Source organism: Paenibacillus cisolokensis (assembly GCF_018403665.1).
Lineage (GTDB): Bacteria > Bacillota > Bacilli > Paenibacillales > Paenibacillaceae > Paenibacillus_AH > Paenibacillus_AH cisolokensis.
In genome coordinates this window covers 1-19,692 of sequence record NZ_BOVJ01000024.1, presented here as the reverse complement: position 1 = coordinate 19,692, position 19,692 = coordinate 1, and the positions used below count along the sequence as shown (strand labels likewise).

The following is a 19,692-nucleotide window of genomic DNA, read 5'->3' as shown; positions in this document are numbered from 1 at the left end:
ACCCTGGCGATTGGGAACATAGTCCTATTTTTGTTGAAATGTTGTAACAAATGCCTGTAAAACGCAAAAAAAGCACCTCTCGCATCGTTCATGCAAGCAGGTGCTTCCCGCTATTGTGGTTCATTCAGTTACTGTAAGTATATTCCTTTACTCCCTGAAATGCAAGCAAAATTTACCTGCATGGCGATACACTGCCCAATTAAAATACGGGACTTCAAAAGCCTACTTGCTGACTCATTACTTAACGTCCGGTTCCAGCTTTTCCCGGATCGCCTCGACCTCGGCGTCGGACACCGTCTTGTCGCCGTAGCGGACCGCTTCATACGCGGTGACCAGCGGCGCTGCACCGGCATTGCCGCCGGCGGCTTCGCGTTCCGCAATCCGCTGCCACGCGGCTATATCCTCCGCCGTTTCGCCCGGCGTCAAATGCGGCCGAATCGGGTAGCCTTTCCGCATCGCCCGGCGCAGCCATTCGCGGTACAGGAAACGTACCTTGTCCGCATTCGTCCCCGCTTCCGGCCATTTGTCGGCCGTCCCCTCCGCCCGCTTTCCGAACCGGAACAAGCCGCCGCCCGAACGCTCGCGCTCGAGGCTTTCCACCTCATCCTCGTAACCCGGATCGGCCGTCACGGCTCGCTCCCTCCGGAGCAGGCGGAGCAGCCACGCCGTCCATTTCCGCAGCGCGGACGGAAGTTTCCGGCCAAGCTTGTACAGCAAATAGATGAGGCCGACAATGGCTGCCGCATAAAGCAAAAAGACGACGATCTGCTCCAGCCATTCCAGCAGAACGGACCGCTGTCCGTCATCCTGCGGCAGCAGCGGCGTCATCCCCTGCTCCGGCTGCTGAAGCGGCGGAGTCTCGGACGGAACCGATCGGCTGAACAACGCTTGCAGCAAGGCGATCAGCCGCTCCCGCAGCCATTCCCAGCCTTCGCGGATATGACTGAAAAACATGAGCGCGGCGATGACGACTAGCGCCAGCGTCACGAGCAGCCGGTTATGCCGCCGGACCGCGGCCGGCAGCGCGTCTGCGGAACCGGACAGCGTCTCGGCGCGCATATTGAACAGATTGATCCGGAAGAGCGAAACGACGATCGCGAGCAGCCCGAACGCATTCAGCGCTCCGCCGTAAGGCGCGGTCTTCGGCAGCAGCGGCGCGAAAACGGATAGCAGGAAGTATGTCAGCAATCCGGCGCCGTACCATGCAAGAGAAAATTGGGCCATCCAGTCTTCCTCCGCCATCCTGCCGCCGCGCATGACGGCGATGAAGACGATGACGGCGGAAAAGGCAAACGGCAAGGAAAGCCCGAAGAAAGCGAAGCTCCAGACGGCGCTGACGGCGATGGCGAACAGCACCGACCGGTACAGCCGCCGAAGCGGCAACCACAGCTTGCCGGCGCATCCGGCCGCGTAAGCGAGCGGCAGTACCGCCAGCCACCAGACTGCGGTGCCAGCCTCCATCGCATAAGCCGCAATAATCGTGAGGAGCGGCAGGAAGAGAAGCGTTTCGACCGCTCCTTTCAGGACAGCGGCGCCTGTGGCCGCAAACCGGTCCTTCATTCGCCCTCACCCGCTTTCCGGTCATTTGCCTTTGGCAGCACCTCATCGAGCATCAGAAACGTAACCGCATGCCCCTTGGAACGGAGCAGCTCGGCGGCACGATCCAGCTTGTCGCTGCGATAGGCGGTCAGCAGCAAAATATCTGTCCGGTCCTCGAGCCGGCCCGTTTCCGCCTCCAGCAGCTCCGCGAACGATTCGGTGCGCGCCAGCACAAGACGCGCCAGCGCTTCGTACACTTCCATCACCCGCCCGGCCCCCGATGCCGGCGACATCCGGATCGAGATTCTCGGTCCGTCAATATCGTGGGCATTGACGCCGAAGCCGAAGGCGAGTCCCTGGCGCGCCGCGTATTCCGCGATGCCGGCGACGAGCGCGATGCCCCGTTCCGCCCGTTCGACCTCGTTGACCGTATTCCACATCAGCTCATGGTCTTCGATGTTCAAATATACCATGAGCCGCCCGTCGGCCGTAAAATCCCGGACCTGCACCTGCAGATCGCCGGTGCGGGCGGTCGCTTTCCAATTGATGCCCCGCAGCGGATCGCCCGGACGGTAATCCCGCACACCTGCGACGACGAACGGATCGTCGACGATCCAGCGGCGGACGACCATCTCCCCTTGCCAGCTCCGGAAAGCGTCCGGCATGTCGTCGAGCGGCACCGGCTTCGGATAGACGAGCAGCTCGGCTCCGACATCCTGCTGCCGCATCGTGCGGGCGAGCCGAACAGATCGCCGCTTGTCAGCGTCACGGAGCCAAGTCGGTAGCAGCCGCGACGAACGGCGCGGACATCGTGCCTGCGGGTAATTTTCGTATGCGGCATCAGCGCGAACAGACTTTTGTGGTTCTGGAACAGCATCCCGCTGCTGATGTCCAGATTCGTCTGGCTTCTGAATTTCAGACCCGTCGGCAGCAGCGATTCGACCCGGAGCCACGGAACGGGAATCGACTTGCGGTTTTCAATTTCCTCAATCATTTCGATCCGGTCGCCCTCGAAGCAGGCGCGCACAGGAAACGACCGCGCATACGTAAGCCTTCTCATCGCGGCATAGCGGAACAGCCTTCCCTGAACGAAAAGGACGATCGCGACGAGCGGCACCAGCAAATAAAAGGCCATTCTACTCCGATCCTTTCTGTACCGGCAAGCCCTGGCCGGGCATTCGTCTCCTAGCTCGAGCTTCGATGGGAAAGCAGCGTGTCTTCCGCTGGAACCGGAACTTCGCGCAGCACCTCTTCGATCGTCTCTTCGGCTTCATACGGCCTGGCCCTGGACACGCTCCGCAGTTGAAGACGGTGAGCCAGAACCGGCACCGCCATCGCCTTGACATCGTCCGGCGTCACGTAATCCCGGCCCCGGATCGCGGCATGCGCCTGCGCCGCTTTCAGCAGCGCCTGGCTGCCGCGCGGGCTGACGCCGATCGCCACATTGTCGCGGGTTCTCGTCCGCTCGGCAATCGCCAGAATATAGCGGAGCACGTCGTCCCCCGCTTCCGTCCGGGCATACCGATCCTGCGCACGCACGACATCTTCCCGGTCCGCGACCGGTTCCAGCCGATCGAGCGGATTGTCCTCCCTGAACCGTTTCAAAATGTGAAGCCCTTCTTCTGTCGAAGGATATCCCATCCGAATCTTGAACAGAAAACGGTCAAGCTGAGCCTCCGGCAGCGGAAACGTCCCCTGCTGCTCGATCGGATTTTGCGTCGCGATGACGAGAAACGGCCGCTCCAGCTTTCGCGTTACCCCGTCCGCGCTCACCTGCCGCTCCTCCATACATTCCAGCAGGCTGGATTGCGTCCGCGGAGTCGCCCGGTTAATCTCGTCGGCAAGCACGATATGGGCGAACAGCGGACCGGGACGAAACTCGAACTCCGCGAGCTTCTGGTTAAAAAACTGGATTCCGCTCAAGTCTGACGGCAGCAGGTCGGGCGTAAACTGGATGCGCTTGAATTCGCAGCGAAGCGACTTCGCCAGCGACTTGGCGAGCAGCGTTTTGCCGGTGCCCGGAACGTCTTCCAGCAGAACGTGACCCGATACGATCAGGGCGATGAGCAGCTTGTCGACGACATCCTCCTTGCCGACGACGACACGGCCAATGTTGGCCCGCAGCCGGTCGGCCAATTCCTGAATGTCGGCCATATTCGATTGCACGAGAGGCTCTCCTCCTTATGGAAACGCATTCTTTTTATAAAACAACAAGCATTTCCCCAATTTTACCATAAAGCGGCTTCGTTGTCTGAATGCGGGGAGGCCCTTCGCATGATCCAAAACGTTAAATGTTCGATCCGTCCCGGTAAAGACATGCGGTTTTTCAAGCTTAAAATGAAAAGAGAAGGCGAGATTTGCCGCGATTTCATCACAAATTCGGGAGGAATGGAAATTGGCGCAATCGTCCTACGTCACACAGGAGGATGTCCTTTTCTTTCGCGAAAACGGATACTGGGTATCGCCCAAGCTGTTCTCGGAAAGCGAACTGGAGGAAATGATCGAGCACCAGGAAAAATATACCGCGCGGAATACGAGCTCGGCCGCGAGCCGTGGAGCACCTGGAAGGCCGGAGACAATCCCCGCTCCTTGCGCAAAACGGATAACGCCCACTGGTCCGATCCGGTGCTGCGGCGGGTGGCGACGCATCCGGTTATCGGCGAAATCGCCGCACGCCTCATGAATGCGGACAAAATCGCGTTATGGCACGACCAGCTGCTTTACAAGCCGGGCAGAGCCGACCGCCGGCATACGGCGAACGTCGGCTGGCATCAGGACTACGTCTACTGGCAATGCTGCGCCGAACCGTCGCTTGTGACGGCCTGGGTCGCGTTTACCGATGTCGATCTGTCGAACGGCTGCATGCAGGTCGTGCCGGGAAGCCATAAGTGGGGACTCGTCAAAGTAAACGACTTTTTCGAGCAAAATCTGGAGAAGCAGCAAGAGCAGATGGAACTGCCGGACGGGCAGGCGTTCCGGCCCGTGCCTCTCGTCATGAAGGCCGGCCAGGTCAGCTTTCACCATGCCTTGACGATTCACGGCAGCGGTCCGAACACGACGGACAGCCCGCGCCGCTCGATGGCCGTCCATCTCATGACCGGCGACACGAGGTACCGGAGCGGCACGCCGGCCGAAGGCCATATGAACGTGAAGCTGCTGAACGGGCGCGACGGCGACCTTTTCGAGGGCGAGCCGTTCCCGGTGCTGTATCCGCCAAGCGTCCGCTAACGGCTGCCCTCCGCCGACATCTGGCGGTATTGCAGGGGCGACATGCCGGTGCACCGCTTGAAAAAGACGCTGAACGCATGAATGGAGGAAAAACCGAGCGATTCCGCGATGGACGACACCGTCTGGTCCGTCTCCCGAAGGCTGTGCTTGGCCTGGTCCACGCACAGCCTTCGCCGGTATTCACCGATCGGCATGCCGACCACACGGCGAAACTCCCGCGTCAGATGCGGCCTGCTCACATGGTAGCGGGCGCATAGCTCGTCGATCGTCAACGCCGCCCCCGCGTCGCCGTGCAAATCCATCAGCAGCGCGGGGATATATCCGGCCGGCACGCGCGCGGGCGGCGCGACCGCTTCACGATCGGTCTCGCCGCCGCGGTACAGCCGGTAGACGTGGACGAGCAGCTGCAGCAAGAGACCTTGCGACAGCAGATGGCCGTATGGCTCGTCTACGCGGATTTCGCGGAACAGCGCGTCGAACAACGCGCGCGTCCCGGAGTCGATATCCGGCCTGACCCGAGCGGCGCCGATGCGGAAGAAGTCCACCTCGAGATTGCGCAGCTCTCCGAGCCGGAATCCGAGATAATACAGACTGAACGGCTGATCGCCCGACGCGGCCCCCTGGTGAACTTCGCCCGGCTTGGTCAGAAACAGATCGCCCCGGGCAACCTTGTACAGACTGGAGCCGATCGCAAACCAGCCCTCCCCTTCGTCGACCAGACAGAGCTCATAATGCGGATGACTGTGCGGATCTACTTTCCACGTCTGGCGGGCGACGATGCCGATATACCCCAAATTGTCCAGCAAATGCTCGAACGGCAAATCGTAGCGAATCTCCCGGTCGCCCTCGAACGGCACGATATGCCCGTTGCAATGCATGCGCGTCATGGCGGCAGCCCCTCCGTTGCGGCTTCGATGGCTTTAACACTTTGTCGTCGCCATCACTTTATCATAGCGGGTATTCGACAGTCTACGGCAAAGCTTGGTCAGCGAGCAATACGGCGGCTATACATCAATGTGCGCGATTGTGCCCGGCCGGTACAGTAAGGCTTGATATGCATCATATACCCTCTGGCCTTTGGTACACATCAGCCACAAATTCGGCAGCAGCATTATCGGCTTTGCCCCGCTATTTCACTGCGGCATAAAACAACCGCTCCGCATGCGGTCCGGGCGGCTTCAGCTGAAAATCGGCATAGCGGTCGACCCGCGAAAACCGGCTCTCCGCAAAGCGCCGGCAATCCAGTCCGGATCGTACGCCCGCTGCACATGCGTTTCTTCAAAACGGACGAACCGCGCATCCCGTTCCGGTCCTTCCCGGGAAAAGATCGTCAGCCGGTGCTCGATTTCCATCCGATCGCGGTCCAGCTCGCTTGTCCAGATGTAGGCGATGTCCCGTTCGTCCAGCACGAACGGCTGCTCCTCGGCATATCGGACGAGCAGAGACGGAGGCAGAACGTCAAACAGAAACACGCCGCCATTTCGCAATCCGGCGAACGTCGACGCAAAGGTCGCTTCGATGTCTTCTTCCTCCAGCAAATAGTTCAGGCAATCGCAAAACGAGATAACCGAGTCGACCGGTTCCGGCAGTTCCCAGTTTCTCATATCCTGTTGAAGCCAGCGGATCGAACCGGCGTGCGGGCGGATCGCCTGCTGCGGCGTCTCTTCCCATTTGCCGCGGGCAGCGGTAAGCATATCGGCGGACAAGTCGATGCCGTAAACCGTAAAACCCGACCGGGCCAGCGGAATCGCGATGCTGCCCGTGCCGCAGCCGAGATCGGCCACGGTCGCGGGCATGCCGTACCGTTCCCAGCATTCCCTGGCAAACCGCAGCCACTCCGGATACGGCATGTCCGCCATCAGCCGGTCATATACCGTAGCAAATTGCCGATAGGCGTTCATGCGCCACCTCCTGTCGATTTATTCCTTCAGCGGATTTGCCGGTTGGGGCGGATTGGACGGATTGGCCGCAGCTTCCCGGCCGTGCCCTCCATCCGGCTTGTCTTTGCCGTCTCCGTCTGCGGCGCCATCATCGCTCAGATAGGTCCAGCTGCCCTTCTGCGTCACGCGCCCCTCGCGCATCAGCTTGCCGAGCGCACGCTTGAAAGCGGATTTGGAAATGCCGAATTTCTGTTTGATAATATCCGCGGGCGTCTCGTCGGAATAAGGCATCGATCCGCTCGGCCGTTCCCTTAGAAAGGCGAGAATCCGGTCGGCATCCTCCACGCGGGCCACTTCTTTGCGCGGCGCCATCGCCAGATTCGCGCGCCCGTCGGGACGGATATATGTAATGCGTGCTTGAACCCGCTCCCCTAGCCGCAGCGTGCGCGAGCGTTCCGCATCGGGGATCATGCCGTAAGCGCCGAAGCCGACAACATCGCCGTCGATCAGCACGAACGAACCGATTTGCAGCGTTTTCGTAACCCAGCCTTCGATCCAGCGCCCCCGCCATGCCGCGGGCACGGCGAACGTCTTCGGCGCAAGATCTTCTTCCCTGGCCAGCTTGGCCAGAAGCCTTCCCGCTTTGTCATGCGTCAGCATGACAAACAGCTCGTCCCCCGGCTGCGGCCGGTATTCCCGCCGCTCCGGCAGCTCGGATTGCGGCAGCAGCAGTTGGCGGCCAAGTCCCATCTCGAGGAAGCAGCCCAGTCTCGGGTGCACGTCCGCGACCCGCAGCCGCGCCAGTTCGCCGAGACGAATAAGCGGCGTTTTCATCGTCGCCGCCAAACGGTCTTCCGTATCGTGGTAGATAAAGACCGAAACCTCGTCTCCCGGCTTCGGCCTGTCCCCGACAATTTCACTATAGTGCAGCAGCACGTCCGACATGCCGTCGCTCAAAAAATAACCGTAAGGCGGCACTTCCCGCGCCACCTTCAGTTTTCGGACCTCACCGGCGGTCAGGCTCATGCGAACTCCACAACTTTCGCGTCGGACCAAAGCCGCTCAATGTTGTAATAATCCCGTTCCTCGCGATGGAAGACATGAACGACGACATCGCCGAGATCGATCAGCACCCAGCGGGCCGTGTCCATTCCTTCGATGCCGCGCACGACAGCGCCGCGCTGATGGGCCCGATCCCTTATCTCCGTCGCAATCGCCTGGACTTGCGTGTCCGAATTGCCATGGCAGATTACAAAATAGTCGGCCACCATCGAAATGCCTTGCAGATCCAGCGCCACAATCCGATGCGCTTTTTTGTCCTCCGCTGCCGCCACCGCAAGTTGCAGAAGTTCGTCAGCCTTTACCGTCATAGCCCAACCTCCCGAGTAATTAAATCGTTGCGCGCCATCACCGTAAGCGGATAAACGCGTTTCCCTTTTTCCAGCAGAAAAGCAATCGTCCCGCTCATGGCGGCGATCAGCGCCCGTTCAAGACTATGCTCAGCTAATTCCCTTATTTTATGCACGCCTGGAAAATCGCGGCCCGGCTCGATGTAGTCGGCCAGCCAGACGATTTTCTCGAGCAGCGTCATCCCTTCCCGGCCGGACGTATGATACCGAATCGCATCCAGCACTTCGGCATCCGTCACCCCGTAGTCGCGTTCCGCCGCAACGGCTCCCGCCGGGGCATGCCACAATTCCTTGTCGTAATCCAGCACGTCGGTCGAGCGGCCGTCTTCCCGGATCGTCTCGGCCATCCGCTCGGTCGGCCAATACTTGGCGACATCGTGAAGGATTGCGGCAAGCTCCGCCCGTTCAGGGTCGCCGCCGAACCGGTTCGCCAGCAGCACGGCCGTCTCCATTACGCCCTCCGTATGTTTCCAACGTTTCTCCGGCATCGCCGCGCGCACTGACGCGATCAGATCTTCACGCTTCATATAAACCGTTCCTTATCATAAAATGATAAACCGCATCCGGAACCAAATAACGAATCGAGCGTCCTTCCGAACGTCTTCTCCGGATGTCTGTCGACGAGATGTCGATCTGCGGCATTTCCACGAAGGAAATCCGCTGACGCAAATATTCGGGCAGTCCGTCCGGCTCCGGCTTGGCGCCCGGTCTCTCCAGACCGATAAACCGCACGATCGCAGCCAGTTCTTCAATCCGATGCCACGACGGCAAATCGTTGATCCGGTCGGAGCCGACGATGTAATAAAACTCGCGATCCGGGTATTCCTGCTGCAGTGTCGCCGCCGTATCGACGGAATAGCTGACGCCGCCTCGCCGAAGCTCGGTATCCATCGCGCGGAAGCAGGGATTGCCGCCAATCGCGAGGCGAACCATCTCCAGCCGGACGGCGCCGTCCGCACCCGGCTTGCCGCCTTTGAGCGGCGGACAGTTCGAAGGGATAAACCAGACTTCGTCCAGTTCGCATGCGTCGCGCGCCGATTCGGCCGCCAGCAGATGGCCGTAATGGATCGGATCGAACGTGCCGCCCATAATGCCGACCTTGAACATCGGCTACCTCCTTCGCATTCACAAACGGGCTTTCGCCCGGATCAAGGAAGCACGATCGTCTTGTGCTCCCGCGATTCTTTGTACAGCACGATCGTCTTGCCGATCACTTGCACAAGCTCCGCGCCGGCTCTGTCCGCCAGTTCCGGGGCAAGCTCCTTCGGCTCGACGTCGCAATTGTTCAAAACGGATACTTTAATAAGTTCCCGCGCCTCCAGCGCTTCCTCGATATGGCGGACCAGATGATCGTTGATTCCGCCCTTGCCGATCTGAAAGATCGGCTGCAAATGATGCGCCTGCGATCGCAGATAACGTTTTTGCTTGCCTGTCAGCATAGGAATGCTTGAGCCTTCTTTCTTTGGAAAATAATCGCGAAGCCGCGGCTGCGGCTTTCCGGTTATCCGACTGCCGGTTTCCGCCGCGAGCCCGTCTCTACCGCTTGCCGGATGCCTACTGCTTGCCGGATGCGCCGCCCGTTTCCGGCTCCATCGTCTGCAGGACGGCTTCCCGCATCGCCTCGATCGGCGCGGGTAGGCCCGTCCAGTATTCGAACGCATAGGCCCCTTGGTAGACGAACATGCCGAGGCCGCCGTGAATCCGGCAGCCGCGTTCCTCCGCCTCGCGAAGGAACCGCGTCTTGAGCGGATTGTAGATCAGATCGCTCGCTACCGCTCCTTCCTTCAGCCACCCGGCGTCCAGCGGTACCTCCTCGACGTTCGGGTACATGCCGATCGAGGTCGTATTGATCACGATATCCGCCTCGCCGCACAGCTCGCGCAGCCGGTCGATGCCGGCCGCACGAACGTCCGCCCGGCTCCGGAACAGATCGGCGAGCTCTTCCGCCTTCTCGGCGGTTCGGTTCACGATCACGAGCGAGTCGGGACCTTCGCCGGACAACGCGTACACGATGCCGCGCGCCGCGCCGCCGGCGCCTAATACGACAATCCGCTTGCCTTCGAGCTCAGGTTCGGCCTCTTCCTTGAGCGAACGGACATAGCCGATCCCGTCCGTATTGTAGCCGGTCAGCGCGCCTTCCTCGTTCACGATCGTATTGACCGCACCGATGGCGAGCGCGCCGTCGTCGATCCGGTCCAGATGGCGCATAATGTTCAGCTTGTGCGGAATTGTCACGTTGACGCCGCGAATGCCCATCGCCCGGACGCCGGCCACGAAATCGCCCAGCGACTCCTGGCGGATGTGCCAGGCGACGTAAACGCCGTTGACGCCGGCTTCGCGGAATGCGCGGTTCAGCATGACCGGCGATTTGGAATGGCGCACCGGATCGCCGATTACCCCGTACAGCGACGTATGGCTGTCGATGCCGGCCGGTTCGCGCTCTTCCCCCATTTTAACGTCATCCCGTTTCGTTGCCATCCGTTCTACTCCTTTGCTTAACGTTCCAAGTTGCCCGCGCGGGCCGGCCCCCACTGCTTTGCGTACTTGCAGGGCCTTACCCGCTCCCGCGCGGCCCGGCCTGCCTCGGCCATTCAGATCAACGCGTCCCGAATGAGCACTTTGACGCCTTTGGGCGCATATACGTCCAGCTTCGCGCCGCTTGTGCCGTTCACCTGAATCCAGCCGAGTCCCGAAATGAAGACGTCGCTCTTCTTCCCTTTCGGCGCCTGCAGCGAGTGCCGCGTCCAGGCAGGCATCTCCTCCAGCTCCGCCTTTGACGGCGGCGCAAGCATCTCGCCGGCATGCTCCGCATAAAGCTCGTCCGCACGCTCCAGCTTCGTTCGGTGGACCTTGAGCGCGTTCGACAAGTACAGCGTAAACGACTGACGCTCTCCCTGGACGAAATCGAACCTCGCCAGCGCGCCGATAAACAGCGTCTGCCGCTCGTTCAACTGATAGACAAGCGGTTTGATCGGCTTCTCCGGCAGCAGCGCCTGCAGCACGCGGCGCGGCACGAGCTCGGTGAGCCGGTTCGGATAGACGATGCCCGGCGTATCGATCACCGCTTTTCCGTCATCGAGCGGAATCCGGATCGCATCCAGCGTCGTGCCGGGGTAACGGGACACCGTCAGCTCGCTGTCGAGATCGCTGTAATCCCGGATCAAGCGGTTAATAAGCGTCGACTTGCCGACATTCGTCGCGCCGACCACATATACGTCCCGATGCCGGCGATGCTGCTCCAGCGCCTGGACTACCCGCTCGAAGCCGATGCCCCGCATCGCGCTGCACATGATGACGTCGACGATGCGCAGCCCCTGCTGCTTCGCCTGCTGCTGCACCCAGTTCCGGAGCCGGTTCAGATTCGTCCCTTTCGGCAGGAGATCGACTTTGTTGACGACGAGCAGCACCGGATTCGCACCGACAAAACGCTGCAAGCCCGATATAAGGCTTCCTTCAAAATCGAACAGGTCGACAATATGGACGACCAGGCTGTCCGTCTGGGCGATCCCCGCGAGCAGCCGCAAAAAGTCGTCCTGATCGACGGCGACCGAAGCCGCCTCGTTGTAGTGCCGGATGCGGAAGCAGCGCTGGCATATGACCGGCTCGCGGTCAAGCGCCGCAGCCGGAACATAGCCGGGCTTGTCCGCACTCTCCGTCTGCAGCCTGGCGCCGCAACCGGTACAAATGTCCGCATGCCGGTTAGGTCGTTCCGTCACTTCGCATCCTCCTCATGCCATAACCCTTTCTTGCGCAAGCGAGACAAGGCGTACCGCTCCACCTTCCGGTTGAAACGCGTCATAAAGCCCTCTTCGAGCGGGGCGATCGGGGTAACCAGTATCGTGTAAAGCCCGGCGCGCTTGCCGCCGAAAACGTCGGTCAGCATTTGGTCGCCGATTACGACCGCGCGGTCGCACGGCAGCTCCAGCACCTGGAGCGCTTTCCGAAACGAGCGGACGGCCGGTTTGCGGGCCGCATGAATAAACGGAATGCCGAGCGGCTCCGCGAATTTCGCAACACGGGTCTCGTTATTGTTGGAGACGATAACGACCTTGAAGCCGCGGTCCCTGACGCATTCGAGCCACCGGATCAGATCCGGCGTGGCGAGCGCCACCTTCGCGCCGACCAGCGTATTGTCCAGATCGGTAATTATGCCGCGAATGCCCCTCGCCCAGAGCTCCTCAAGATCGATGTCATATATCGTATTGACGCGCATATTGGGCAGCAGTCGTTCAAACATCATTTTGACTCCTCTTCTCACCTGCTATCTTACGAAACTATACCATAGAAGAGGAATTTGTTGCAAAATCGACGAAGGCCGTTCGCTAAAAAGCGGACGGCCGATCGTCCTTCGGCGCCGGCCAAAGCGGCAAACACCTGCCCGATTGTCCCGCCGCAGCCGCTTATAACCTCTTTTCAACCTCATTTATGGCAACCAGTTTACAGCCGCTCGGCGATCGCCTTGGCCTTCAGCGCGAAGCGTTCCGCTTCCTCGGATGTCGGTTCGCCGCCGCCGTATTTGACTCGTTCGAAATGATCGAGAATTTCGCGAAAATCTTTGCTGAGCGTGCGCCGCTGATCCGACCAGCGAACGACCGCCTCCCGCAGCGTTTCATGCTCGCCCCGTTCCAGGCCGCGCTTGCGGCAAAATCTGAGCAGTTTCTCCGTCTCATAAACGATCCGCTCGGCGGGCGTATACGACCGCAGCCTGAAGCTCCGCCACGCCTCGGCAATCGCCTTGCGGCGGATAAACGCGAACCCGGCGGCAGCGGCCAGCAGGCCGTATGCAACCGGCGCTACCGGGAAGCGCGCCGGCTCCCGTACCGGCTCGGCCGGATCTTGCGCCGGCTCGGGTTCCGCTTCCGTTTCCGGAAGCGATGCGGCTTCTTCTTCCCCGACCGCATAAGGGAAGGCGAAGCCTGCCGTCGGCTCGAACGGAATCCATCCGAAGCCTTCGAAATAGATTTCCACCCACGAGTGGGCGTCCGCATTCCGCACCGTGTAAGTGCCTGCGCCGTTCGGGTCGATCTCCGGCATCCCCGGCACTCCCGATCCCCAATACTGCAACATATCCAGATTGTCCGTCGTTACGCCGGGGGCGTAGCCTTTGACCCATCTGGCCGGCAAGTCCGCCGCACGGGCCAGCACCACCATCGCGGACGAATAGTAATCGCAATACCCTTCCCGGATCTCGAACAGGAACGAATCGACGAAATCGTCGCTCCGTTTTTGGACAGGTCGGGTGTATTGGTGTACGAATAATTCATCCGCAAATAAGTTTCGATCGCCTTGGCCTTGTCATAGTCGCTGGCCGCCTTTTCCGTCAGTTGCGCCGCCAGGTCGCGCACCCGGTCCGGAAGCGAATCCGGCAATTGCAAGTATTGGCGTCTGCCCGCCTCGTCCGACATCTCCGCCTTCGCTTTGCGCAGTTCGGTTTCATCCAGTTCGATCAGCTCGGAGACGACCGCATACGACTTCGGGAAGCGGCCGGCATTGCGCGCCGGCCATTGCAGTTCCCACGATTCCGCTCCCCATCCGAGACGCTCCGGAATCGGCTCGTCCTCCGAACCGATCCACTGGACGGACGATATCGGGCCGGCCGCGAACAGGACCGGATAACGATCCTCGCGGTCCATCGTGACCGTCTGCGTCACTTTCACCGTCTTCGCCCTGCCCCTGTCGTCCGCGAGCGGCAGCGATTCGCCCGGACCGATATCGCGAAGCAATTGCTCGTTCCGCTCGTTGCGGCTGTCAAGCCAGCCTTCCCCGGTGTACAGCGATTTCGTCTCCCCCCGCCAATAACTTCTGTGGGACGTCTCGACCGTCATGACCGGCGAATAATCGAACTGGAATCCTTCCCCCAGCTTCGTATCGTTGCGGCTATAACCGGAACGGGTATCGGCGTTTCGGCCGCCTTCGAGCGGGATTCCTTTGTCGCCGAGAAAACCGTTCACCGTCTGGCCCCGCGATTCGACCCATATCGTGTACGGATCTTTGATGACCGGCGCCACTTCGGGCACGAACACGCCCGAGGTCATAACGATCGTCAGCACGAGCACGATCGGCAGGAAGAAAGCGGCCGGATATTCGAGAAGCTCCTTCCAGCTTCGGGGATGCTCCCGTTCGAATCGGGCAAAATGCTCGGCCACCAGCCAGCACAAGCCGACAAACACCGTCCAGGCGACCTCGTCCCACAGATAGATCGGCGTAAACGAATCGGCGATGGTCAGCGACAGCAAGCAAACGCCGACCGTACCGAAAATGCGTATCCGGGTAACGGCCCAGCTTCCGAACAACAGCAGAAGCAGCCATATCGCCAGTCCGATCCAGATAAACGGGTAAAGGCCAGACAGCACCGATTGGCCCCAAAGGACCAGTTCGTCCGCCGATGTCGGCCGAAATCCCGCACCTTCATACCCGGAAATGCGCCAAGCGATAAAAATCGTTCCCGCCAGCTGCAGCGGCAAACGGAACAGCCGGGAAAGCGGGAGAAGCAGTTCCGTCGCCGCGGCGAATACGATCGTGAAGTACACGGCTTGAAACGTCTCGGGCCACCAGTAGCCTTCCATTACGCTGACATACTTCCAGATCAGCACGGCAACGAGCAGCAGGCTCAGCTTGCCGAACCAATCTTTGCGCCAGCCGCGCAGCCATTCCGATAACCGGATCATCAGGCGACGCCCCCTTCCAGGGAAGAAGGCAGATCCTGCAGCTGGCGGACGGAAAATACGGGCCAGCCTTTGCCCCGAATGACGCGCAGCCATTCCGATTGTCCCGCGCCGCGGCTGTCGGAACGCAGCGCGATCAGGCACGGCGACAGCCCTTGACGGGAGAGCAGCTGCATGGCGAGCAGCGCCTCCTCCCCTTCTTTCGCCGTAACGAGCACCGCAAGCGAACCAGGCTCAAGCCTTGCGTCGCCGAGCTTCAGCGCTTCGGACAGCGCGACCGGACAGTCCGGATCGACCGATGTCAAATGCTTCATCATCAAATTCCGGTTGTCCGCTCCCGACCGCGGAGGAAACGACACCGTCCGCTTGCCGACGGACAGCAGTCCCATCGCAGTCTCGCTGCGCAGGCCGAACTCGACGAGCGAGGCCGCTACCGATACGGCAAGCTCGAACCGCTCGGCGTTGCCTCCGGCGTACAGCGACTCGTCGCGGTCGAGCACGATGACCGTGCGCGGCAACGCTTCCCGCTCGAACGCCTTCGATTTCCATTCTCCCGTCTTCGCGGTCGCGTTCCAATGTATCCGCGACAGACGGTCGCCGTACAAATATTCCCGCACGCCGTTGATTTGCGTCGTCTCCTTCGCCGAACGGGGGGCGGAAGCGTGCGAATACGGTCCGCGCATCCCCCGCTGCAGCTGCTGCCAGCCGCGCAGCGGAATCGTCTGCGGCAATACCGAGAACGACAGGCTTGTATCGATGCGCCCCTTATGCTCGAAGAGGCCGAAAATGTCGCGCGTCGAGCATTCCGTTTCTTCGAAGCGGTAAAGCCCGCGGCGGAGCGGCGGAGTGAGATACGACGCTTCGCCGATTCTTCTCCAATTCGGGACGAATGACGATTCGAAAGGGATCATCTGTCCGTCATGGCGAATAAGACGGTCGCGGACCAGTACATAGGGAATCGGGTAGAAGCCGGGTATGCGGACCGTCAGCCTGACCTCCAGCGGCGTGCCGGCCGAGAAGCGGTAGTCATGGGCGTGCTTGCCGGGATGGATAAGCTTGCGCGAGCCTTCCACGCGGCCGATCCCGCTGAAGCGGCCCAGAATCAAATAAACGAGCAGCACGTTGAGGATGCAGAACAACATGAAGGCCGTCTTGCCCCCCTGAAACAGCAGATACAACGTGCAAACGGCATACAGAGCGGCTACCGTTTGCCATCGTTTCCATCTGGTTCTGAACATGGGAGAACCTCTCATCGTTCAAGCCGGACCGGCACCCGCGTCTGGCGGACCGTCTCTTCGACGATATCTTCGGGACGCACGCCGTTCATGCGCGCTTCGGGCTGCAGCAGCAAGCGGTGGGCGAGGACCGGCTGGGCGAGCTTTTTCACGTCGTCGGGAATCACATAGTCCCGCTCCTCCAGCAGTGCGGCCGCCTTGGCGGCGCGCATCAGTGCGACGGCCGCGCGGGGACTTGCGCCGAGCAGCACGCTCGGATGCTCGCGCGTGCCGCGCACGATGCGAACCAGATATTCGCCGACCGCATCGTCCATATGTACCGCGAACGCTATCTGCTGCAGGCGGAGCACATCTTCGATATCGGCAATTTGGGGAAGGCGTTCGGACGGCTGGTCGATTTCCCGGTTCAGAACCATCCGATATTCGTCCGCTTCGTCCGGGTAACCGAGTGACAGCTTCATCATGAAACGGTCGAGCTGCGCCTCGGGCAGGACATAAGTCCCTTCAAATTCAATCGGATTCTGGGTCGCAAGCAGCACGAACGGCTGAGGCAGTTCATACGTCTCGCCGTCGACGGTGACGCGTCCTTCCTCCATCGCTTCGAGCAGGGCGGATTGCGTCTTCGTCGTCGCCCGGTTGATTTCGTCGGCGAGCAGCAGGTTTGTCATGATCGGGCCGGGACGAAATATAAAAGTTTCTTCTTTCGGATGATAAATCGAAACGCCGGTGATATCGGTTGGGAGAAGGTCGGGGTTGCATTGAATGCGGCGGAACTGGCCGCCGATCGAGCGGGCCAGCGCTTTGACCAGTTGGGTTTTGCCGGTGCCGGGCACATCTTCAAGCAGCACGTGGCCGGCCGCGAGCACAACCGTCAGCAACCGTTCGATCTCCATTTCCTTTCCTAAAATACAGGACGCCAAGTTGCGTCTAATGTCGGAGCACAACTGCAGGTCGGAACGAGATAATTCCATAGACTAACCTCCCGGGACGAAGATGATAGCTGGATGACGCCAATTCTAGTTCTATTCTACAAGAAACAGACATTCGCGTATACACCGTTCCGTCAAAAAAATTGGAGAATCCCACAGCTGGAGCAGCGTGCAGGTTCTCCATCGGTACTGCCGTCGCGCCCCCCGTTTAGCCCTTCGGGCGCACCACAAGCGACGCGAGAAACGAGAAAATGATCGCCGCCGATACGCCGGCGCTCGTTACTTTGAATATGCCGGTCAGCACGCCGATCCATCCGACCCGGTGCAGCTCCGTCAACGCCCCGTGCACCAGCGCGTTGCCGAAACTGGTAATCGGCACGGTAGCCCCGGCGCCCGCGAAATCGATCAGCGGCTCGTACAGGCCGAAGCCGTCCAGCACGGCGCCCGCGACGACAAACAGCGCCATCGTATGGGCAGGCGTCAGCTTGGCCACGTCGAACAGCAGCTGGCCGACGACGCATATCGCGCCCCCGACGATGAAAGCCCACAAAAAGATCAACGGCCTCGCTCCTTTCGTTCGATGGATACCGCGTGCGCGATGCACGGAATGCTTTCACCCTGCTGATAAGAGAGCGGCGACAGCAGCGCCCCGGTCGCCACGACGAGGATGCGCGACAATTCGCCTTTGGCCATCCGCTTCAGCAGGTGGCCGTACGTCACGACGGCGGAACAGGCGCAGCCGCTGCCCCCTGCCTGCACTTTCTGCTTCTCGACATCGTAAACCAGTAGCCCGCAATCCGTAAAAACCGTTTCCTCAATCGGCACGCCGTCGCGCCGCAGCAGATCGGACGCGATCCGATGGCCGACGGAGGCGAGATCGCCCGTCACGATCATATCGTAGTCGCCAGGCGTACGGCCGGTGTCGTTCAGATGGGTCTGGATCGTATCGACGGCCGCTGGCGCCATCGCCGCCCCCATGTTGAACGGGTCCTTAATTCCGAGATCGACGATCTTGCCGATCGTCGCGCATTCGACGACGGCCACGCCGTCGCCGGTCTCGGCAATGACCGCAGCCCCGGCCCCGGTAACCGTATACTGCGCCGTCGGCGGTTTCTGCGCCCCGTATTCGGTCGGATAGCGAAACTGCTTCTCGGCCGTGCAATTGTGGCTGCAGGTTCCGGCAAGCGCGTATTGCGCCGAACGGGAATTGACGATGAGCGCGGCGACCGCGAGCGATTCCATCGACGTCGAACAAGCGCCGAAAACGCCGAGATACGGAACGCCGATGGAACGGGCGGAGAAACTGCTGCTCATAAGCTGATTCATCAGATCGCCGCCGACAAAGACCTGCAGCTTGTTTTGTCAATGCCCGCATGCTGCATCGCCAGATCGGACGCCTGCTCCAGCAGCAGCCGCTCCGCTTTCTCCCAGCTTTTCTGCTGCATATCGAGCTCCGGATGGATCAAATCGTAATCGGCCGCCAGCGGCCCGTCTCCTTCGTCCGGTCCGACAACCGTGGCCGTGCCGATTATGACGGGGCGGTTGGCGAACCACCACGTTTGCTTGCCGCGCAGCATCAGGACTGTCCCCCCGTCCCGAGCAGCCAATGCGCTATGCCGACGAAGAAAGCGGCCACCGTGCCGAATACGATGACCGAACCGGCCAGCTTGAACATATTGCCGCCGACGCCGAGCACCAGCCCCTCGCTGCGGTGCTCCAAAGCCGCGGAGCACATCGAGTTGGCGAAGCCGGTAACCGGAACGGCCGATCCGGCTCCCGCCCACTGCGCCAATTTGTCATAGACGCCCATACTCGTTAATACGACCGACAGCAGAATGAGCACGGCGACTGTCGGATTGGACGCGTCTTCGCGCTTCATATGCATCAGATGTACGAACATTTCCGTCAAAGCCTGGCCAACGACGCAGATCGCGCCGCCGACAAGAAAAGCCCGGAGGCAGTTGCCGAATATCGAGCGCGAGGGCTCCCTCATTTTGGCGAATGACTGGTATTCCTTCGGCGACATCCGCATTTTCAAGAAACGGCCGCGTTCAGCGCTTTTGCTTGACAAACCAACAACCTCCTCAAGTACAAATATTTTCCGTTTCATTATTTGTAGAAAGCGGTCCGGTTATGCCAAGCGGAACGTTTCATGCCCGATGGCCGTCTGGGAGATGCTTCTGTTCATTTTCAGGTTAATCATTTAACATATATGGGGGAGGTTCCACAGCAGGCAAAACGACCCGCTGCTAGCAGAAACGGCGTACCTAGAATAGCAGGGGGAGTAGGCAAAACTGCAATTGTGCAGTTTTTTCGAACCATTTTCAACCATTGGAGTAAAATTCCTGCAAAATACATCTTTTCATGGCCAAATCCCGCATTCGAGTGTGCGGAAGCTTTGAAATACTGTAGAATCGCAGGATTTTACCGAAAATGAACGAATTCTGGGCCAAATTCCTGCACTTTTGCAGGATTAGTCAAGCCGTATCGTTCAGCCCAGGCGTTTCCGCCAACAAGATCGAGGGAGCGTAATCGTTGGGGCCGCCATTCGGAGACGAACAGCCTTGCGGCAATTCGATTCGAGGGACGTTCCGCTAGCTAAAAAGAATCTACCTACCGGAAACACCTATATGTTACTGCAGAAAGAATGTCGGCTTTCTCAAGAATGAATCGGCGATATGTAACTGTAGGCTGTATACTGCTTTCCAGAAACACCAATCTGCAACTGCAGACTGTATGCCGCTTTCCAGACACTTTGATCTGCAACTGCAGGCCGTATGCCGCTTACCGGACACTTTGATCTGCAA

At 60.2% G+C, this 19,692-nt stretch carries 20 protein-coding genes and 2 pseudogenes; 2 read left to right on the top strand and 20 right to left on the bottom strand.

Annotated elements, in window-relative coordinates; all coding sequences use genetic code 11:
* Positions 1–237: 237 nt before the first annotated feature.
* Both PACILC2_RS03670 and PACILC2_RS03665 read right to left on the bottom strand, forming a co-directional pair.
* Entirely contained in the window at positions 238–1,560 is a 1,323-nt protein-coding gene (locus PACILC2_RS03670; protein ID WP_213527565.1) for a DUF4129 domain-containing protein, read from the bottom strand.
* Positions 1,557–2,267: a DUF58 domain-containing protein gene (locus tag PACILC2_RS03665; protein WP_213527563.1), complete on the bottom strand. Its 711-nt coding sequence runs from the start codon at positions 2,265–2,267 to the stop codon at positions 1,557–1,559. Before PACILC2_RS03665 ends, PACILC2_RS03670 begins: the two co-directional genes overlap by 4 nt.
* 104 nt (positions 2,268–2,371) lie before the next feature.
* Between PACILC2_RS03665 and PACILC2_RS03660 the strand changes: the two genes are divergently transcribed.
* A complete protein-coding gene (locus tag PACILC2_RS03660) occupies positions 2,372–2,728 on the top strand; it encodes a hypothetical protein (protein WP_213527561.1) in 357 nt (118 codons plus the stop codon).
* Here the strand turns inward: PACILC2_RS03660 and PACILC2_RS03655 are convergent.
* Positions 2,725–3,705 carry an AAA family ATPase gene (locus PACILC2_RS03655; protein ID WP_145977182.1) on the bottom strand — a complete coding sequence of 327 codons (981 nt, stop codon included), beginning with the start codon at positions 3,703–3,705 and terminating at the stop codon, positions 2,725–2,727. The genes PACILC2_RS03660 and PACILC2_RS03655 overlap by 4 nt on opposite strands.
* A 108-nt stretch (positions 3,706–3,813) precedes the next feature.
* Between PACILC2_RS03655 and PACILC2_RS03650 the strand changes: the two genes are divergently transcribed.
* The gene (locus PACILC2_RS03650) at positions 3,814–4,767 is read left to right on the top strand and encodes a phytanoyl-CoA dioxygenase family protein (RefSeq protein WP_372447039.1); all 954 of its coding nucleotides are present in this window, start codon (positions 3,814–3,816) and stop codon (positions 4,765–4,767) included.
* Here PACILC2_RS03650 and PACILC2_RS03645 read toward each other — a convergent pair.
* From PACILC2_RS03645 to spoVAC, 17 genes and pseudogenes are all read right to left on the bottom strand, one after another.
* Positions 4,764–5,654, bottom strand: coding sequence for an AraC family transcriptional regulator (locus PACILC2_RS03645; protein WP_062492305.1), 891 nt, complete (start codon positions 5,652–5,654; stop codon positions 4,764–4,766). The genes PACILC2_RS03650 and PACILC2_RS03645 overlap by 4 nt on opposite strands.
* 241 nt (positions 5,655–5,895) lie before the next feature.
* Positions 5,896–6,668 (bottom strand): annotated as a pseudogene (locus PACILC2_RS03640) (class I SAM-dependent DNA methyltransferase).
* 18 nt (positions 6,669–6,686) lie between these two features.
* Positions 6,687–7,673 (bottom strand): CvfB family protein, encoded by a 987-nt coding sequence (locus tag PACILC2_RS03635; protein WP_213527557.1) that lies wholly within the window; start codon positions 7,671–7,673, stop codon positions 6,687–6,689.
* The gene (gene rsfS, locus PACILC2_RS03630) at positions 7,670–8,017 is read right to left on the bottom strand and encodes a ribosome silencing factor (protein ID WP_062492302.1); all 348 of its coding nucleotides are present in this window, start codon (positions 8,015–8,017) and stop codon (positions 7,670–7,672) included. Before rsfS ends, PACILC2_RS03635 begins: the two co-directional genes overlap by 4 nt.
* The gene (gene yqeK, locus PACILC2_RS03625) at positions 8,014–8,583 is read right to left on the bottom strand and encodes a bis(5'-nucleosyl)-tetraphosphatase (symmetrical) YqeK (protein ID WP_062492301.1); all 570 of its coding nucleotides are present in this window, start codon (positions 8,581–8,583) and stop codon (positions 8,014–8,016) included. The genes rsfS and yqeK overlap by 4 nt, the downstream gene beginning before the upstream one ends.
* Complete coding sequence (nadD, locus tag PACILC2_RS03620) at positions 8,573–9,163, bottom strand: nicotinate-nucleotide adenylyltransferase (protein ID WP_213527555.1); 591 nt, start codon at positions 9,161–9,163, stop codon at positions 8,573–8,575. Before nadD ends, yqeK begins: the two co-directional genes overlap by 11 nt.
* Positions 9,164–9,204: 41 nt before the next feature.
* A complete protein-coding gene (gene yhbY / locus PACILC2_RS03615) occupies positions 9,205–9,495 on the bottom strand; it encodes a ribosome assembly RNA-binding protein YhbY (RefSeq protein ID WP_062492299.1) in 291 nt (96 codons plus the stop codon).
* A 115-nt stretch (positions 9,496–9,610) separates the two neighbouring features.
* A complete protein-coding gene (locus PACILC2_RS03610) occupies positions 9,611–10,534 on the bottom strand; it encodes a shikimate dehydrogenase (RefSeq protein ID WP_244863205.1) in 924 nt (307 codons plus the stop codon).
* 113 nt (positions 10,535–10,647) lie between these two features.
* Positions 10,648–11,772, bottom strand: coding sequence for a ribosome biogenesis GTPase YqeH (yqeH, locus tag PACILC2_RS03605; protein ID WP_062492298.1), 1,125 nt, complete (start codon positions 11,770–11,772; stop codon positions 10,648–10,650).
* The gene (locus PACILC2_RS03600; RefSeq protein WP_213527588.1) at positions 11,769–12,293 is read right to left on the bottom strand and encodes a YqeG family HAD IIIA-type phosphatase; all 525 of its coding nucleotides are present in this window, start codon (positions 12,291–12,293) and stop codon (positions 11,769–11,771) included. The genes yqeH and PACILC2_RS03600 overlap by 4 nt, the downstream gene beginning before the upstream one ends.
* Positions 12,294–12,493: 200 nt before the next feature.
* The gene (locus tag PACILC2_RS03595; RefSeq protein ID WP_244863210.1) at positions 12,494–13,243 is read right to left on the bottom strand and encodes a DUF4129 domain-containing transglutaminase family protein; all 750 of its coding nucleotides are present in this window, start codon (positions 13,241–13,243) and stop codon (positions 12,494–12,496) included.
* A complete protein-coding gene (locus PACILC2_RS03590; RefSeq protein WP_213527551.1) occupies positions 13,141–14,724 on the bottom strand; it encodes a transglutaminase-like domain-containing protein in 1,584 nt (527 codons plus the stop codon). Before PACILC2_RS03590 ends, PACILC2_RS03595 begins: the two co-directional genes overlap by 103 nt.
* The gene (locus PACILC2_RS03585) at positions 14,724–15,959 is read right to left on the bottom strand and encodes a DUF58 domain-containing protein (RefSeq protein ID WP_213527549.1); all 1,236 of its coding nucleotides are present in this window, start codon (positions 15,957–15,959) and stop codon (positions 14,724–14,726) included. The genes PACILC2_RS03590 and PACILC2_RS03585 overlap by 1 nt, the downstream gene beginning before the upstream one ends.
* A gap of 11 nt (positions 15,960–15,970) precedes the next feature.
* Positions 15,971–16,927, bottom strand: coding sequence for an AAA family ATPase (locus PACILC2_RS03580; RefSeq protein ID WP_213527547.1), 957 nt, complete (start codon positions 16,925–16,927; stop codon positions 15,971–15,973).
* Positions 16,928–17,093: 166 nt separating this feature from the next.
* Positions 17,094–17,444 (bottom strand): stage V sporulation protein AE, encoded by a 351-nt coding sequence (gene spoVAE / locus PACILC2_RS03575; RefSeq protein ID WP_062492294.1) that lies wholly within the window; start codon positions 17,442–17,444, stop codon positions 17,094–17,096.
* Positions 17,441–18,462: pseudogene (gene spoVAD, locus PACILC2_RS03570) on the bottom strand (stage V sporulation protein AD). The gene spoVAE and the pseudogene spoVAD overlap by 4 nt, the downstream one beginning before the upstream one ends.
* On the bottom strand, positions 18,462–18,956 hold the full coding sequence (gene spoVAC, locus PACILC2_RS03565) for a stage V sporulation protein AC (RefSeq protein WP_372447036.1): 495 nt from the start codon (positions 18,954–18,956) through the stop codon (positions 18,462–18,464). The pseudogene spoVAD and the gene spoVAC overlap by 1 nt, the downstream one beginning before the upstream one ends.
* Positions 18,957–19,692: the final 736 nt, after the last annotated feature.

Coding starts and splice junctions, on each gene's coding strand:
- PACILC2_RS03670 (WP_213527565.1), bottom strand. CDS start 1,560: ATGAAGGACCGGTTTGCGGCCACAGGCGCCGCTGTCCTGAAAGGAGCG.
- PACILC2_RS03665 (WP_213527563.1), bottom strand. CDS start 2,267: ATGCGGCAGCAGGATGTCGGAGCCGAGCTGCTCGTCTATCCGAAGCCG.
- PACILC2_RS03660 (WP_213527561.1), top strand. CDS start 2,372: ATGCGGCATCAGCGCGAACAGACTTTTGTGGTTCTGGAACAGCATCCC.
- PACILC2_RS03650 (WP_372447039.1), top strand. CDS start 3,814: ATGATCCAAAACGTTAAATGTTCGATCCGTCCCGGTAAAGACATGCGG.
- PACILC2_RS03645 (WP_062492305.1), bottom strand. CDS start 5,654: ATGACGCGCATGCATTGCAACGGGCATATCGTGCCGTTCGAGGGCGAC.
- PACILC2_RS03635 (WP_213527557.1), bottom strand. CDS start 7,673: ATGAGCCTGACCGCCGGTGAGGTCCGAAAACTGAAGGTGGCGCGGGAA.
- rsfS (WP_062492302.1), bottom strand. CDS start 8,017: ATGACGGTAAAGGCTGACGAACTTCTGCAACTTGCGGTGGCGGCAGCG.
- yqeK (WP_062492301.1), bottom strand. CDS start 8,583: ATGAAGCGTGAAGATCTGATCGCGTCAGTGCGCGCGGCGATGCCGGAG.
- nadD (WP_213527555.1), bottom strand. CDS start 9,163: ATGTTCAAGGTCGGCATTATGGGCGGCACGTTCGATCCGATCCATTAC.
- yhbY (WP_062492299.1), bottom strand. CDS start 9,495: ATGCTGACAGGCAAGCAAAAACGTTATCTGCGATCGCAGGCGCATCAT.
- PACILC2_RS03610 (WP_244863205.1), bottom strand. CDS start 10,534: ATGGCAACGAAACGGGATGACGTTAAAATGGGGGAAGAGCGCGAACCG.
- PACILC2_RS03600 (WP_213527588.1), bottom strand. CDS start 12,293: ATGTTTGAACGACTGCTGCCCAATATGCGCGTCAATACGATATATGAC.
- PACILC2_RS03590 (WP_213527551.1), bottom strand. CDS start 14,724: ATGATCCGGTTATCGGAATGGCTGCGCGGCTGGCGCAAAGATTGGTTC.
- PACILC2_RS03585 (WP_213527549.1), bottom strand. CDS start 15,959: ATGTTCAGAACCAGATGGAAACGATGGCAAACGGTAGCCGCTCTGTAT.
- PACILC2_RS03580 (WP_213527547.1), bottom strand. CDS start 16,927: ATGGAATTATCTCGTTCCGACCTGCAGTTGTGCTCCGACATTAGACGC.